Annotated in this window: 15 protein-coding genes and 3 tRNA genes; 11 read left to right on the top strand and 7 right to left on the bottom strand. The window is 73.3% G+C overall.

Going from position 1 to position 13,825, the window contains the following annotated elements:
• Positions 1-68: 68 nt before the first annotated feature.
• The 4 genes from MNY60_RS01245 to serS all read right to left on the bottom strand — a co-directional run bounded on the left by MNY60_RS01245 (position 69) and on the right by serS (position 1,967).
• Positions 69-145 (bottom strand) — tRNA-Arg (locus MNY60_RS01245).
• 60 nt (positions 146-205) lie between these two features.
• Positions 206-297, bottom strand: a tRNA-Ser gene (locus tag MNY60_RS01240).
• A 21-nt stretch (positions 298-318) separates the two neighbouring features.
• Positions 319-408 (bottom strand) — tRNA-Ser (locus MNY60_RS01235).
• Positions 409-659: 251 nt separating this feature from the next.
• A complete protein-coding gene (gene serS, locus MNY60_RS01230) occupies positions 660-1,967 on the bottom strand; it encodes a serine--tRNA ligase (RefSeq protein ID WP_242359858.1) in 1,308 nt (435 codons plus the stop codon).
• A 107-nt stretch (positions 1,968-2,074) separates the two neighbouring features.
• On the opposite strand from serS, the gene MNY60_RS01225 reads away from it, so the two are divergent.
• From MNY60_RS01225 to MNY60_RS01200, 6 genes are all read left to right on the top strand, one after another.
• Entirely contained in the window at positions 2,075-2,716 is a 642-nt protein-coding gene (locus tag MNY60_RS01225) for an RNA polymerase sigma factor (protein WP_242359857.1), read from the top strand.
• Positions 2,713-3,342 carry a zf-HC2 domain-containing protein gene (locus MNY60_RS01220; RefSeq protein ID WP_242359856.1) on the top strand — a complete coding sequence of 210 codons (630 nt, stop codon included), beginning with the start codon at positions 2,713-2,715 and terminating at the stop codon, positions 3,340-3,342. Before MNY60_RS01225 ends, MNY60_RS01220 begins: the two co-directional genes overlap by 4 nt.
• A 49-nt stretch (positions 3,343-3,391) precedes the next feature.
• Positions 3,392-4,138 (top strand): hypothetical protein, encoded by a 747-nt coding sequence (locus MNY60_RS01215; RefSeq protein WP_242359855.1) that lies wholly within the window; start codon positions 3,392-3,394, stop codon positions 4,136-4,138.
• A gap of 214 nt (positions 4,139-4,352) precedes the next feature.
• On the top strand, positions 4,353-5,030 hold the full coding sequence (locus MNY60_RS01210) for a hypothetical protein (protein WP_242359854.1): 678 nt from the start codon (positions 4,353-4,355) through the stop codon (positions 5,028-5,030).
• A 160-nt stretch (positions 5,031-5,190) separates the two neighbouring features.
• Positions 5,191-5,985 (top strand): SDR family oxidoreductase, encoded by a 795-nt coding sequence (locus MNY60_RS01205; protein WP_242359853.1) that lies wholly within the window; start codon positions 5,191-5,193, stop codon positions 5,983-5,985.
• Positions 5,982-6,794 (top strand): hypothetical protein, encoded by an 813-nt coding sequence (locus MNY60_RS01200; protein WP_242359852.1) that lies wholly within the window; start codon positions 5,982-5,984, stop codon positions 6,792-6,794. Before MNY60_RS01205 ends, MNY60_RS01200 begins: the two co-directional genes overlap by 4 nt.
• A 54-nt stretch (positions 6,795-6,848) precedes the next feature.
• Here MNY60_RS01200 and MNY60_RS01195 read toward each other — a convergent pair whose 3' ends face one another.
• The 3 genes from MNY60_RS01195 to MNY60_RS01185 are packed head-to-tail and all read right to left on the bottom strand — an operon-like array spanning position 6,849 to position 9,675.
• Positions 6,849-7,445, bottom strand: coding sequence for a metal-dependent hydrolase (locus tag MNY60_RS01195; protein WP_242359851.1), 597 nt, complete (start codon positions 7,443-7,445; stop codon positions 6,849-6,851).
• A gap of 2 nt (positions 7,446-7,447) precedes the next feature.
• On the bottom strand, positions 7,448-9,043 hold the full coding sequence (locus tag MNY60_RS01190; protein ID WP_242359850.1) for an alpha/beta fold hydrolase: 1,596 nt from the start codon (positions 9,041-9,043) through the stop codon (positions 7,448-7,450).
• Positions 9,044-9,057: 14 nt separating this feature from the next.
• Entirely contained in the window at positions 9,058-9,675 is a 618-nt protein-coding gene (locus tag MNY60_RS01185) for an isoprenylcysteine carboxylmethyltransferase family protein (protein ID WP_242333410.1), read from the bottom strand.
• Between the two features lie 540 nt (positions 9,676-10,215).
• On the opposite strand from MNY60_RS01185, the gene MNY60_RS01180 reads away from it, so the two are divergent.
• From MNY60_RS01180 to MNY60_RS01160, 5 genes are all read left to right on the top strand, one after another.
• Entirely contained in the window at positions 10,216-10,377 is a 162-nt protein-coding gene (locus tag MNY60_RS01180) for a Flp family type IVb pilin (RefSeq protein ID WP_242333412.1), read from the top strand.
• Positions 10,378-10,438: 61 nt separating this feature from the next.
• Positions 10,439-10,960: a prepilin peptidase gene (locus tag MNY60_RS01175; protein WP_242333414.1), complete on the top strand. Its 522-nt coding sequence runs from the start codon at positions 10,439-10,441 to the stop codon at positions 10,958-10,960.
• Entirely contained in the window at positions 10,957-11,340 is a 384-nt protein-coding gene (locus MNY60_RS01170) for a TadE family protein (RefSeq protein WP_242333416.1), read from the top strand. Before MNY60_RS01175 ends, MNY60_RS01170 begins: the two co-directional genes overlap by 4 nt.
• A gap of 23 nt (positions 11,341-11,363) precedes the next feature.
• Complete coding sequence (cpaB, locus tag MNY60_RS01165) at positions 11,364-12,347, top strand: Flp pilus assembly protein CpaB (RefSeq protein WP_242333418.1); 984 nt, start codon at positions 11,364-11,366, stop codon at positions 12,345-12,347.
• A complete protein-coding gene (locus tag MNY60_RS01160; RefSeq protein WP_242333420.1) occupies positions 12,344-13,816 on the top strand; it encodes a type II and III secretion system protein family protein in 1,473 nt (490 codons plus the stop codon). The genes cpaB and MNY60_RS01160 overlap by 4 nt, the downstream gene beginning before the upstream one ends.
• Positions 13,817-13,825 lie beyond the last annotated feature (9 nt).

The following is a 13,825-nucleotide window of genomic DNA, read 5'->3' as shown; positions in this document are numbered from 1 at the left end:
CCCTCGTTGCCGAAACAGCAAGAGCCGGACGCTCCAAGGGAAACCCGTGGAACATACGGCTCTCTAGATGGCGGGCCCTAGAGGATTTGAACCTCTGGCCTTCGGATTCGTAGTCCGACGCTCTATCCAACTGAGCTAAGGGCCCTTGAAGCCTATTCGACTGTGCCGGCCGCGATGCGCTGGGCCGGGTTGCTGCACGACTGACTGGCGGAAAGGGAGGGATTCGAACCCTCGATACAGGTTACCCCGTATACTGGTTTAGCAAACCAGCGCCTTCGGCCTCTCGGCCACCTTTCCGAACCCTCGTTCTCCTTCACCTGGCGGAGGAGGAAGGATTCGAACCTTCGGAGGGCGTGAACCCTCTGCGGTTTTCAAGACCGCCGCCTTAAACCGCTCGGCCACTCCTCCGAATCCGTCCTCGTTCCGAAACCTTGCCAGCGGGCGCCTTCCGGCGCGCGCGAGCGGACGGCCCATATACGGCACCGGCGGGCGGGGATCAAGGGGAGAAGCACGGCGGCGGGTGGGAGGCGAGGGGAGGGGCTCGGGTCCCTCGATTTCGCGTAACGGCGGGCGGTTCGGAGGAGGGGTCCCTCGACTCCGCTCGGGCCTGCGGCCTCGCCACGCTCGGGACGAACGGAGGAGGGGAGGGCAGGCGCCCGCTACCTCTCCACCCCCCTCGGAAACGCCTGCGCCGCGATGTGCTCGAGGCCGCCCATGTACGGCCGGAGCGCCTCGGGCACCACGACCGTCCCGTCCGCCTGCTGGTACTGCTCCAGGATCGCCACCACCGTCCGGCCGATCGCGACCCCCGAGCCGTTGAGCGTGTGCGCGAGCCGGGGCTTCCCGCCCTCGCCGCGGTAACGCACGCGGATGCGGCGCGCCTGGAAGTCCTCGCAGTTCGAGACCGAGCTGATCTCCCGGTACGCGTCCTGGCCCGGGCACCACACCTCGATGTCGTAGGTCTTCGCGGACGAGAAGCCCATGTCCCCCGCGCACAGGAGCGAGACGCGGTGGTGGAGGCCGAGGCGGCGCAGCACCTCGCAGGCGTCGTCCACCATCTTCTCGTGCTCGGCGTAGCTCTCCTCCGCGTTCGCGAACTTCACGAGCTCCACCTTGTGGAACTGGTGCTGGCGGATGAGGCCGCGGGTGTCGCGGCCGGCGGCGCCCGCCTCGGCGCGGAAGCACGGCGTCCACGCGCAGTACGAGATCGGCAGCTGGTTCGCCTCGAAGATCTCGCCCCGGTGCATGTTCGTCACCGGGACCTCGGCGGTCGGGATGAGGTACAGCGGCGACTCGCCCTGCGTCTTGAAGAGGTCCTCCTCGAACTTGGGGAGCTGCCCGGTGCCGGTCATCGTCTCGGCGGTCACGAGGTACGGCGGCAGGATCTCCGTGTACCCGCGGCTCGCGTGCACGTCGATGAAGAACGCGGCGAGCGCGCGCTCGAGCCGGGCGGCGGCGCCCTTGTAGATCGTGAAGCGCGAGCCGGAGAGCTTCGCGGCCTGCTGCCACTCGAGGATCCCGAGCGCCTCGCCGAGCTCCCAGTGCGGCCTCGGCGTGAAGTCGAGCTTCGCCTTCTCGCCCCAGGTCGAGACGACGCGGTTGTCGTGCTCGTCCTTGCCGTCCGGCACCGACTCGTGCGGCGGGTTCGGCACGAGCAGGAGGAGCCGCTCGATCTCCGCCTCGACCTGCCCGAGCTCCTGCTCGGTCGCCTTCACGGTGTCGCCGAGCGCGCGCAGCTCGCCGCGCGCCTTCTCGCCGGCCGCCTTGTCGGTCCGCATGAGCTCGCGGATCCGGCCGTTCGCGTCGCTCTGCTCCTTCTTCTGCTTCTCGAGCAGCACGTTCAGCTCGCGGCGGCGCGCGGCGAGCGGCTTCACGGGGGCGATCGCCTGGACGGCCGCCTCCCCGCGTCGGGCGAGCTTCTTCTCGAAGCTCTCGAAGTCCTGGGCGACGGCCCTGAGGTCGAGCATGGTGATCCTGTCTCGCCCCGAAAAGGAGCGTGAAATCGGCCGGTAGGAGTAGCTTTTAACTTCTGTGCGGGCAAGGGGTCTCATGAGCCGTGGCCCGCGCGAACGGCATGCCTGACGACGGAGACAGGACGAGGCGGCCGTCGTTCCGGGTGCTCCCCGGCGGCGCGGCGCGAGCGTCCCCGGGCGAGGGCACTCCCGACGACGCGCTCCTCGCCGCGTTCCTCGTCGGCGACGACGACGCGTTCGGCGACCTCGTCCGCCGCCACGAGCGGCTCGTCCTCTCCATCGTCCGCCGCTACGCGCGCACGCCGGAGGACGCCCGCGACCTCGCGCAGCGCACCTTCCTGCGCGCCCTCGAGGCGGCGCGCCGCACGCTCCGCCGCGGCGAGCGCGAGGGCTTCGCCTTCCGCCGCTGGCTCGTGCGCATCGCCGTGAACCTCGCGAAGAACCACCTCCGCGACGAGCTGCGCCTCGGGCGCACCCCCCTCGAGGCGCTCGGGCCGAGCGAGGCCCACCCGGCCGTCGCGGTCGAGGCGCTCGAGGAGGCGGAGCGCGCCACCGCGGTCCGGGCCGCCGTCGTCCGCCTGCCGCGCCGGATGCGCGAGGTCCTCACGCTGCGCGTGGACGCGGAGCTGCCGTTCGCCGAGATCGCCGACACGCTCGGCATCAGCGAGAATGCCGCGCGCGTGAGCTTCCACCACGCCACGCGAAAGCTGCGCGCCGCGCTCGCCCCGGAGGGCCAGCCATGAGCTCCGCGCCCGCCTGCAGCGAGTACGACGTGCTCCTCTCGCTCCACGCGGCGAACGCGCTGCGCGGCGAGGAGCGCGCCCGCCTCGAGGCGCACCTCGCGAGCTGCCCGGCCTGCCGCGACGACGTCGAGGCGAGCGCCGAGGTGCTCCGGCTCGCGCGGCTGCCCGCGCCCACCCCGGCGGAGCGGCGCGTCCTCGCCGACCTGCCGGAGCGCGCCGTCGAGGCGGTGCGCCAGGGCGAGCGGCGGCGCGGCGTCCTCCGGCGCATCGCGTTCGCGATGGGCGCGGTGGCGGCGCTCTCGCTCGTGCCGCTCCTGCCGTTCGTGACCGGGGAGCGGCGGCCGCAGCTCGGGGAGCTGCCGCGGGTGAGCGACGTCGCCGGCCATTCGGGCACGGCGGTCGAGCTGCGCGGCCCGGCCCTGGCGCTGGGCGGGGCCGCCGGCGACCGCGACCACCCCGAGCTCGCCTCCGCGTCCGTCTCGGGGGCGGGGGCTGCGACGGCCCAGGTCCAGGTGGCGTCGTGGCAGGAGCCGGATCCCGATGAGCTCTGGGAGGACAGCTCGGTCCTCCAGTCCCTCGCCGAGGGCGAGGAGATGGCGTTCGCGGCGGAAGCCGCGGTGCAGTGAGGCACGGCCACCCCGGCCGTGCCCCGTTCGACAACGAAGGGAGAGACGTATGAGGAAGCTCCTCATCGCGGCACTCGTGTTCCCGCTCGCCGCCTTCGCGCAGGCGGGACAGCCGCAGAAGCAGCAGCAGCCACCGCCGCCGAAGCCGGGCGGCGCGCAGCAGGCGCAGCCGCCGGGCCCGGGCCCTGGCGCCGGCCCGATGCGCGGGCAGGGCGGGGGCATGGGCATGGGCCAGGGACGCGCCGATCCGCAGCGGATGGAGCGGCGCATGCGCGTCGCGCGCACGCTCGGCCTCGCCGAGGCGCTCGACCTCGAGCCGGCCGAGGCGGTGAAGCTCTCCGACCAGCTCGCCAGGTCCGACGAGAAGCGCCTTGCCGCGCACAAGCAGCTCATGGAGGCCAACCAGACCCTTCGCCGCGCGGCATCCGGCGAGAAGGTCACCGCCGCCGAGGTCGATCAGGCCATCCAGCGGCTCTACGCCTCCCGCGGCCAGCTCGAATCGATCGATCGCGACGCGACGCAGGCCCTCGTGAAGGACCTCACCCCCGACAAGCGCGCCCGCGCGGTGCTCTTCCTCGAGCGCTTCCAGCGGCGTTTCGGGCACGGCCCCGGCCCGGGCATGGGAATGGGCATGGGCGGCCGCATGAGGATGCGCGGCGGCGGCATGGGGATGGGGCCGGGCATGGGCATGGGCGCCGGAGGAATGGGCGGCGGCATGGGGATGGGGATGATGGGCGATGACTGCCCGAACCCGAACTGTCCGATGAACGGGCCGGACGGAGACGACGACAACTAGCTTGCGGTCCGGAGTCTCCGCGCCTTCTTCCCGCGAGCAGCGGGGAGAGGGCGCTCGTGTCTGGGCAGCTCCGCGACGAACGCGGACGACGCGGCAGCGGAGGTGAGGCGGCGTCGTGTAGTGCGGCAGGGTGTCACACACCCACGCGATATCGCCCACCTCCGCCTCCATCGGAGAGTGCCAAGCATCCCCGCAGTTCGGAGCACTCCCTCGCATGCGCCTCGCCGCACTCGTCGTCCTCGCCGTCCCCTCCCTCTCTCTCGCCGCCGACCCCGCGATCATCCTGAGCCCGAGCGCCGGGGACGTCACCGAAGGCTCGCTCCAGGTGACCGTCCAGCTCTCGAAGGGCTTCTACGATCAGGTCCTCGTCCCGAACCCGCTCGCCGACGCGCAGCTCACGGTCGTGGTGGACGGCTGCAGCACGCAGACGTTCTCGATCCAGACCGCGGCCGACGTGACCCCCGTCGCGAGGAACGCGCAGGGCAAGCCCGTCGGCGGCTGGCTCTGGAACATCAACGCGGACCTGTCCGGCTGCAACTGCACGACGGGCAACGTCCGCACGCACCACTGCGACGGCTGCGGCCGCTCGTTCGACACCTGCAGCGGCGGCTCCGCGGCATGCGCGCCGAAGAACGTCACGCTCGTGCTCACCGCCACGAACAAGCCGGGCAACTCCGCCTGCACCTCGTCCTCCTACGAGGGCCAGCTCGTGTGCAGCGTGGTGGGCGTGACGCTGCAGCCTGTCGAGGGCGCCAGCAGCGAGCAGTGGGTGCCCGCCAACTTCTGGGACACGACGAGCGGCACGCCGGTGTGCATCTCCCGCTCGAACAGCGGCATCCGCGGCCCCGCCTGCAAGCCGGTGGAGAACCAGGGCGGAAACGCCTGCCAGTAGGCGACACGGCGCCGTCTTTGGGGGAGCCCCGTCCGTAAGGGCGGGGCTCTCGCCTTTGGCGGCCGGGACCTGCCGGATCCGGCGGAGAGCGACGAATCGACGCCCCGGCCGGTCGCCCCACGCGCCACCGCGCCCGATCGCCATTATCCTTGCGGCGCGCATGTCCCCGACCGACCCTCGTCCCACGCTGGCCGTCGTCACCGGCGCCTCCGCCGGCATCGGCGCCGCCCTGGCCCGCGACATCTCCCGCCGCGGCCGCCCTGTGCTCGCCATCGCTCGCCGCATCGAGCGGCTCCAGACCCTCGCCGCCGAGGCGCGCGCGCTCGGCCAGGCCGAGATCATCCCCTTCACGGTCGATCTCGCCCGGGAGGGTGCGCCCGAGAAGGTCGCGGAGGCCGCGCGCGAGCACGGCGGCGCCGCCTGGCTCGTGAACAACGCCGGCTTCGGCGCCTACGGCCAGTTCGAGCGGCTCGACCCGGCCCGGGTGCGCGAGATGATCCGGCTGAACTGCGAGACGCTCGTCCTCCTCTCGCACGCGCTCCTGCCCGACCTCCGCGCCGCCGGCGACGGCGTCCTCCTCAACGTCGCGTCCGCCGCGGCCTTCCAGGCGACGCCCTACATGAGCGTCTACGGCGCGACGAAGGCGTTCGTGCTGTCGTTCTCGGAGGGGCTCGCCGAGGAGCTGCGCGGCACGGGCGTATACGTCGGCGCCTACTGCCCGGGGCCCGTCTCGACCGAGTTCGGCGAGGTGGCCGGGGTCGGGAGCCGCTTCGAGCGCGTGCCGGGGCTGCTCACCGCCGACGAGGCGGCGCGCGAGGCGCTCGCGCAGATCGAGCGGCGCGCCGTCGTCCACGTCCCCACCGCCGTCTACCGCCTCACCTCGACCGCCGTCCGCTTCATGCCGCGCGCGGTCGTCCGCCGTCTCGCCGCGCTCGCGCACCGGGAGGAGAAATGAGCCGCCGTTCCCCGAAGGACCGCGATCGCGACCGCGACGCCACGCAGGGCATCCCGCCCGCCTACGAGGGCGCCGAGGTGCTGACCGCGCTGCTCGCCCGCGCGGGCTCGCGCCACGACGCCGCCGAGGTCGCCGAGGCGTTCCGGCGCGCGCAGGCGGCGGGCGAGCCACGCTCCGCGGTGATCCCGGGCGTCTTCTCCGGCGAGCCGCACTTCGCCTCGCCCGACGAGGCGCGCCGGCTCTACGCGAACCTGTTCGGCCTGTGGGCGCGCGTCGCCGCGGGCGGCGGCCCGGAGGAGGAGTCGCCGCCGCCGGCGAACGTGGTCGCGGCGCAGGAGCCCCTGCCGGAGCTGCCCGACCGCGGCTCGCAGAGCGGCACCGAGCTCGCGCCCGAGCTCGTGGAGGCCGTCTGGCGACACCTCGCCGCCCAGGCGCCGCGCGAGGTGCAGCGCCGGCGCGATCGCTTCATGAACGTGCAGCCCGACCTCGTCGCCTGGCTCGAGGCCGCGCCGCTGCCCGAGTCCGGCGCTGGCGCCGCGCAGGAGCTGGCGTTCGAGACCTGGGTGATGTTCGACCAGGCCTTCGGCGATCGCCTCGCCGCGGTGGACTTCGGCGCGCTGCGCACGCTGGAGCAGGAGCCCGCCGCGCTCGAGTCGTCCCAGCCGGCCCTCGCCTCGTACGTCTCCGAGCAGCTCGATCTGCTCGCGGAGGACGACGAGACGTTCACGCCCGAGGCGCGGGCCCAGGTGGAGCGGACGCTCGCGACTGTCGCCGGGGCGCTGGAGGGGGCGGTGAGCGAGCTGTCGTGACGGCGCGAGCGCCGCCGCGAAGCCGCTGCACGTTGCTGCTCCGGGGCAGCGCCGTCAGTTGTAGAGCGCGAGCGTGGCGAGGACCGCGGCGACGCTGAGCGTCGCGGCGAGCGCGCGCGTCCTCGCACCCCACGCCGGCTTCAGCAGGAGGAGCGGGGGAGCGAGGATCGCGAGCTCGAGCGCGGCGGCGAGCCCGTTCCGGAGCAGGAACCCGGCCGACCGGTATCCCTCTGCCGACCTCGCGTAGTACGCGATCGGGAGGAGGCGGACCGGCGAGAGGAACCCGCGCTCGTCGAAGGGCGCGAACGGCCGGATGGGCGGTCCCGCGCCCATGAGGAAGTCGAGGAGCAGGTGCGACAGGGCCGCGACGAGCAGCACGGCGAAGAGCCGCCCCAGCGGAGCGCGCACGAGGGGGCGCGCCGCGAGCGCCAGCAGGCCCGCCGACGCCGTCGCGAACAGCAGGCTGTGCGAGAGGCCGCGGTGCGACGCCGCCCCCGGCCCGAGCAGCAGGAAGAGCACGTCGAGGTCGGGGAGGAGCGCAGCGGCGATCGCGAGCGCCACGACCGCGCGCGGACGCTCCGCGCGGAGGCGATCGCCGGCAGAGGCGGCGACGACGGCGGCGGCGAGCGAGTGTCCGACGAAGGTCGACATGGTCAGTACCGGAGGAAGCCGACCGCGAGCACCCACGCGGTGACCGTCGCGGAGAAGATCGCGCCGACGGCGGGGTTGCGAGCGGCGCGGTCGAGCAGCGCGCTGACCACGGCGCAGAACGCGCCGATCGCGACGACGAAGAGCGTGAAGCGGCCGAGCCGCGGGCCCGCGAGCGGGAGCACGGCGGCGGCGGCGCCATACAGTACCGCCACAGCGGCTGCGGTGCGCGCACGGGGCCGGACGCCGACCTCGTCCGCCCCCGCGTGACCGACCACCCCCTGCACGAACGCGAAGAAGGGGAAGAGCGCCGCGGCGAGCACGACCACCGCTGCGCGCCGCTCGGGGGCGGAGTCGAGAAGCGACACGTGGTAGAGCTCGCGGTCCACGCCGGCGAGCGCCGCGACGTACACCAGCGCCGTCGCCACCAGTGCCGGCGGCAACGCCCGGACGAGCTGCTGAGCTCCCGGTCCCGGCGCCCGCCTCCACCGCGCGACCGCGAGCGCATTCGCGGCGACGCCGGCCACCGCGAGCAGCGACGCCAAGCGCTCTCCCTCCCCCAGCCGCACGAGCGCGAGCGGCGTCACGGCGCGCGCCGTGAGGAGCCCGATCCCGATCGCGAGCACGCCGATCGTGACGAGCCACGCGCGGTTCACCACGGGCGGACTGCGCGGCTCGGCCGCCGAGGCGCGCGCGCCCGCCCGTGCGACGAGCACGGACAGGAGGACCGCCCCCGCGAGCGCGAGGAGCGCGAGCGCTCCGGCGAGGCGCGGCGTCACCACGGCCGCGGCGCGGTCGGCGGTCGGGTGGAGCGCGGGCTCGAGCCAGGCGAGCGTGTCGCGCATCACCGCCGGGCTGACGAGGAGCGAGAGGTGGTCCGCTCCGGGGATCACTTGCCAGGCGCGCGCGTCGCGCCGCGCGAGCTCACCGCTCCGCTCGCCGGCCCGCTCGAGCGTACCGGCCGTCGCGTCGCGCAGCATGCCCTCGGCGAATTCCGCGATGAACCCGTAATCGTGCTCGGCGGTGACGACGAGCAGGTTGCCGGTGGCGGGCGAGAGCCCACCCTCGTAGCCCGGCCCGATCATCACGAGCGTGGGACGGCCCGGGTCCTGGCCCGCGACGCGGGCGAGGACGCTCGCACCGTACGAGTGGCCCACGAGCCCGACGCGCGCTCTCGCCACCCCGCGCATCGCCGCGATGGCGTCGAGCGCCTCCCGCGCGGCAGCCACCGCGCGCGCGTCGGAGTAGGGCTCGCGCGAGGCGCCGTGGCCAGGCAGGTCGATCGCGTAGGCGTCGACCCCGCTCGCGGCGAGCCGCCTCGCCAGCGGCACCATCATCGACTTGTTGCAGTGGAACCCGTGCACGAGGAGCGCGACGGGCCGCGCGTGATCGGGGACGCCGCGCGTCACCTCGAGCACCGGCACGCGCGAGGGCGAGGGGATCACGAACGCGTGCACCTCGACGGCGCTCCCCATCGCGCGCCACACGACGGGGGCGGAGAGCAGCGCGAGGCCGGCGAGCCAGGCGGCGACGAGACGCGCGCCCTGGCGAACGCGCCGTGTCCGAGCTTCCCCGTCGAGCGTGTCCGCGGTCCCTTTCATCGCTCAGCGCCCGCTCAGTACACGAACGGCAGGAGCCGCCAGCGCGTGCGCGCCCGGTAGGCGGCGTACTCGGGATCGCGCGAGAGGAACTCCTCCTCGCCGCGGATGCGGACGAGCTGCGCGGCGAACGCGGCGATCGCCACCGCGACATTCCTCACGGTGAAGTTGCTCGCGACGTAGCCGAGGTGCGCGACCATGTACGAGGCGTAGAGCGGGTGGCGCACGAGGCGGTAGGCACCGCCGGAGCGAATGCCGCGGTTCGCCGGCAGGAGGCCCACGCTGCGGTTCAGGGAGATCAGGCCGGCGACGCCGAGCGCGGTTCCGATCGCCTGCACCACCTGCGCGGCGAACAGATCGTTCCCATCGGGCGCGGGGCGCAGGAGGAGCGGCAGGTACGTCCCGGCGAGCGTGCTCACCCACGCCGAAGGCGAGCTCGAGGTGGCCGCTGCCTGGCGCCGGACGACGAACAAGATCGCGAGCAGCGTCTCGAACAGGCCGATGAGCAGCACGCTCGCGCGCGGGCGATCCTGGAAGCTGTGGACGTGCGTGAGGGCGAACCCGCCGTAGAGCGCTGCCAGCGCGACGTTCGTGAAGGCCGTCCAGAGCCCGGCGCTGGTCACCCGATCGCTCATGCGCTCCGATGCTAGCACGCTGTGTACGAGCCCCGAACGGTGGGGCCCCCGCAGAAGGTCCCGCCTTCGCGACGCACCCGACGGGCCTAATACGAGGCCCGGAACCTGTTGGGTCGCGTTCACTCGCAGAGCGAGCAGGGACGCGCGCTGATCCGCGCGTCCAGCAGGCAGAACGTTCGCTTTCGACCGGCGACGAACGATCGTCTCGAGCGAGTGTCCCGAGGTCCCAGGACTCCCGATGAACGGCAACCGTCCGCACCTCCGCAGAGCAGTCGAGAGCATGTGGGGGAAGTAACCGAGCAGGCGCCGCGGCGACGACCGGACGAGCTTCTTCGCCTCGAGAGGCGACGACGCCGTGCGGACGCCGAATGGGCCTGGGAGGAGCGACCGCCCGCAGAGGTTTCCCGGCGCTCGCGGGCGCTCGGGGATCGCTCCGCACGCCCGGCTGGGGGCGGGCGCGAGCACGGCACACCCAGCCGGTGTGGACCATCGCGACGGGGGCACCGTTCGCGTGAGTGAAAGGGGCAGGCAATGACTCAGATGCTGAGGAAGCTGTGGAAGGACGAGGCGGCGCCGACGGCGGTCGAGTACGGCGTGATGGTGGCCCTGATCGCGGTCGTGATCATCACGGCCGTGGGCCTCCTCGGGACGAACCTGAGCACCACGTTCAACAGCGTCGCCGGCTCGGTCTCGGCGCCGTAGCGGTCTTCGTGATCCTCGACGCGCCGGCCGAGGCGTCCCGCGGCCGGCGCGAACGGACCCCATGAGCTACCCGCTCTCGCACTTCGCGCTCCTGAGCGCCCTCCTCGCGATCGCGTCGGCGTCCGACGTGGCGCACCACCGCATCGCCAACGCCCTCACCGTCGCGCTCGCCCTCGCGGGCGTCGCCGCGCAGGCGGCGGTGCACGGTGGCAGGGGCGCGGCGGGTGCGGTCGGCGGGATCGTGATCGTCGGGGCGTTGCTGTGGCCCGCGTGGTCGCACCGGATGGTCGGGGGCGGGGATCTGAAGCTGGGCGCGGCGGCGGCCGCGTGGGTCGGGCTGGAGCGCCTCCCCGCGTACCTGCTCGCCGCGGCGATCGCGGCGGGCGTCCTTTCGCTCGTCGCGTTCGGCGCATCCTCGCTGCGCGCGCGGAGCGAGATGCGGCGGAACCTCGTGGCGGTGGCGCTCGGCGCTGCCCCCACTCGTGTGTCGCTCGCGGCGGAGCACGGCCGCGCGCCCGTCCCGGCGGGCGCGGCCCTCGCCGTCGGCGCGCTGTTCGCCATCCTCACGGGGGGCACGCCATGAAGGCGCGAACGGGTCGCGCGTGGGCTCGGGGGGCTGCGGCCGTCGAGTTCGCGCTCGTGGTCCCGGTGCTGATGCTGCTCTGCCTGGGTGCCATCGAGTGGGGTTTCCACTTCTTCCAGCGCGAGATCATCGTCAACGCCGCCCGGGAGGGCGCGCGCGCCGGGAGCATCGCCGACTCGGATCCGGCCGGCGTCGCCGAGGCCCGGGCGAGCGAGTACCTGGGCGTCGCTGGGATCGACGCCTCGACCTGCAGCTTCGACATCCCTGATCCCATCGGCTCCGTGAGGGTCGCGGTCGACTGTCCGGGGGGATCGTTCACGCTTCTCTTCAACGACATCATGCCGGCGCGGATCGTCGCGACGGCCGAGATGCGCCGCTGAGCGCAGCAGCAGGGGGATCGACGATGACGAGCTCGGGCGGTGGCGATCGGGCGGGCAGCAACCTGCGGCGGGCGGCGGAGCGAGGCGCGAGGCGCACCGGTCTTCGAGCGGCGCTGTTCCTCGGGATCGCCGCGATCGCGGCGATGGCGACGGCGGTGCTGTTCACGCGCTACCTCGAGGCGAAGGCGTCGGCGGCGCGGGTCCCCACCACGAAGGTCGTCGTCGCCGCGGTGGACATCCCGTCGGCGACCACGCTCCGGGCGGAGTCGCTCGCCGTCATCGAGTGGCCTTCCGGCTCGACGCCGCAGGGGACCTCGGCGGATCCGGCCGCGCTCGTGGGCCGCGTCGTGACCTCGGCGACGACGAAGGGCGAGCCGATCCTGGCGGGCCGGCTCGCCCCGCCCGGCACTGCCGCCGGCCTCGCGGCCATCCTGCCGCCCGGGATGCGCGCCGTGGCCGTCCGCGTGGACGACGTCGTCGGGGTCGCGGGGTTCCTGCACCCCGGTGACGCGGTGGACGTGATCGTCACGATGAAGCCGTCGGACGCCGCGGGTCAGCCCCCGATGTCCAAGATCGTGCTCCAGAACGTGCGCGTGCTCGCCGTCGGCAAGGAGGTCGAGCGCGCGGACCGCAACTTCGACAAGGCGATGCCTGCCACGGTCGCGACCCTCATGGTCGACGGCGAGCAGTCCGAGAAGCTCGCCCTCAGCGCGAGCAAGGGCCAGATCCTCCTCAGCCTCCGGAGCGGCGCGGACGAGGACATGCTCGCCACGCCCGGCATCACGCCCCCCATCCTGCTCGCCGGCGGCCGCGAGCCGGAGCGTCCCGCCGCGGCGGCGCCCACGGCGGGCTCGCCCGGCCCGAAGGTCACCGCGGTGTCCTCGCGCCACCGCGCGCGCGCACCGGTCGTCGAGGTGAAGCCCGCGCCCGCCGAGAAGCAGACGGTCGAGATCCTCCGCGGCGACATGTTCGAGCGCCGCGACTTCACGAAGGAATCGCGCCAATGATCCCCCACCGCGCCCGTGCGCTCCTCGCCTCGCTCCTCGTCGTCGCCGGGCCCGCCGCCGCGCAGGACGGGGCGCAGACCACCCCCGCGCTGCGCATCGATCGCGAGATGGGGGCCGCCCGCGAGATGACGCTCGAGGCGGGCCAGAACCGGCTCCTCATCCTGTCGGAGCAGATCGGTCGCATCGCCGTCGCGAACCCCGAGGTCGCGGACCTGAAGGTCGTGACGCCGAACCAGGTGCTGCTCACGGCGAAGGGGGTCGGCACCACGGACCTCACGCTCTGGAACCGTGACAACCAGCCGCTCGTGATCGCGCTCCAGGTCGGACGGAACCTCGAGGCGCTGCGCACGCAGGTGAAGCAGCTCTTCCCCGGCGAGACCGTGAACATCACCTCGAGCGGCGACCTCGTCGTCCTCTCGGGGCAGGTCACGGACGTGCGGCTGCCGGAGCGCGTCGCGGAGGTCGCCCGCCTGCACGCGGAGAAGGTCGCGAACCTCATCCAGGTGTCGGGCGTGCAGCAGGTACAGCTCCAGGTCCGGTTCGCAGAGGTCGCGCGCACGGGCCTGCGCGAGCTCGGCGTCAACTTCTTCCACAAGTCGGACGACTTCAAGACGGTCGGCGGCCTCTTCAGCAACCGCACGCTGCCCGGAGACTTCCTGAACACGGCACAGAATCCCGCGATCCCGAGCACGGGCCCGCGAGGCCTCGCCGGAAACGGCTTTCCGCCGGACGTGCCGTCGGGGACGTTCCAGAACGCGTTCTCGGTGTTCCTGTCGCACATGGGCGACTTCCCGTTCAGCGTCATGCTGAACCTGCTCGAGCAGAACAACCTCGCGAAGTCGCTCGCCGAGCCGACCCTCGTCGCGCTCTCCGGTCAGGACGCGCGCTTCCTCGCGGGCGGCGAGCTGCCCATCCCCATCGCGTCCTCGTTCGGCCAGACGTCGGTCGAGTGGAAGCGGTTCGGCATCCAGCTCCAGTTCACGCCCACCGTGATCGGCGACGCCATCCACCTCTCCATGAAGACGGAGGTGAGCGACATCGATCCGAGCCTCGCGGTCACGATCGCGGGCACGAGCGTCCCCGGCCTCACCTCGCGCCAGAGCGAGACGAGCATCCGCCTCGCCGACGGCCAGAGCTTCGCGATCGCGGGGCTCGTGGCGGACCGGATCCGCTCGCAGATCGCGAAGTTCCCGCTCCTCGGCTCCATCCCGATCGTCGGCGCGCTCTTCCGCTCGCAGGCGTTCCAGCGCGACGAGAGCGAGCTCGTCGTGGTCGTGACCGCCCACCTCGTGAAGCCCGTCGCGCCGCACGAGCTGCCACGGCTGCCGACCGAGTACGAGATGAACGATCCCGGCGACCTGCCGTTCTACCTGCTCGGCAGCCAGGGCACGAGCGCCGAGGTCGCCGACCGCAGGCAGCCGCCGAGCGCAGAGCGTGGCGCGTCCGGGCAGAGCGGCTTCAGCCAGTGAAGGGAGCGA

This window comes from Anaeromyxobacter sp. SG17 (assembly GCF_022690695.1).
Taxonomy (GTDB): domain Bacteria; phylum Myxococcota; class Myxococcia; order Myxococcales; family Anaeromyxobacteraceae; genus Anaeromyxobacter; species Anaeromyxobacter soli.
The sequence above is the reverse complement of the archived record's forward strand: the minus strand, read 5'-3'. Positions and strand labels throughout refer to the sequence as shown.

What these genes read in the sequence shown, in the direction of transcription:
- MNY60_RS01215 (WP_242359855.1), top strand. Translation starts at nt 3,392, where the DNA reads ATGAGGAAGCTCCTCATCGCGGCACTCGTGTTCCCGCTCGCCGCCTTC.
- serS (WP_242359858.1), bottom strand. Translation starts at nt 1,967, where the DNA reads ATGCTCGACCTCAGGGCCGTCGCCCAGGACTTCGAGAGCTTCGAGAAG.
- MNY60_RS01220 (WP_242359856.1), top strand. Translation starts at nt 2,713, where the DNA reads ATGAGCTCCGCGCCCGCCTGCAGCGAGTACGACGTGCTCCTCTCGCTC.
- cpaB (WP_242333418.1), top strand. Translation starts at nt 11,364, where the DNA reads ATGACGAGCTCGGGCGGTGGCGATCGGGCGGGCAGCAACCTGCGGCGG.
- MNY60_RS01170 (WP_242333416.1), top strand. Translation starts at nt 10,957, where the DNA reads ATGAAGGCGCGAACGGGTCGCGCGTGGGCTCGGGGGGCTGCGGCCGTC.
- MNY60_RS01190 (WP_242359850.1), bottom strand. Translation starts at nt 9,043, where the DNA reads ATGAAAGGGACCGCGGACACGCTCGACGGGGAAGCTCGGACACGGCGC.
- MNY60_RS01185 (WP_242333410.1), bottom strand. Translation starts at nt 9,675, where the DNA reads ATGAGCGATCGGGTGACCAGCGCCGGGCTCTGGACGGCCTTCACGAAC.
- MNY60_RS01180 (WP_242333412.1), top strand. Translation starts at nt 10,216, where the DNA reads ATGCTGAGGAAGCTGTGGAAGGACGAGGCGGCGCCGACGGCGGTCGAG.
- MNY60_RS01225 (WP_242359857.1), top strand. Translation starts at nt 2,075, where the DNA reads ATGCCTGACGACGGAGACAGGACGAGGCGGCCGTCGTTCCGGGTGCTC.
- MNY60_RS01160 (WP_242333420.1), top strand. Translation starts at nt 12,344, where the DNA reads ATGATCCCCCACCGCGCCCGTGCGCTCCTCGCCTCGCTCCTCGTCGTC.
- MNY60_RS01200 (WP_242359852.1), top strand. Translation starts at nt 5,982, where the DNA reads ATGAGCCGCCGTTCCCCGAAGGACCGCGATCGCGACCGCGACGCCACG.
- MNY60_RS01205 (WP_242359853.1), top strand. Translation starts at nt 5,191, where the DNA reads ATGTCCCCGACCGACCCTCGTCCCACGCTGGCCGTCGTCACCGGCGCC.
- MNY60_RS01175 (WP_242333414.1), top strand. Translation starts at nt 10,439, where the DNA reads ATGAGCTACCCGCTCTCGCACTTCGCGCTCCTGAGCGCCCTCCTCGCG.
- MNY60_RS01195 (WP_242359851.1), bottom strand. Translation starts at nt 7,445, where the DNA reads ATGTCGACCTTCGTCGGACACTCGCTCGCCGCCGCCGTCGTCGCCGCC.
- MNY60_RS01210 (WP_242359854.1), top strand. Translation starts at nt 4,353, where the DNA reads ATGCGCCTCGCCGCACTCGTCGTCCTCGCCGTCCCCTCCCTCTCTCTC.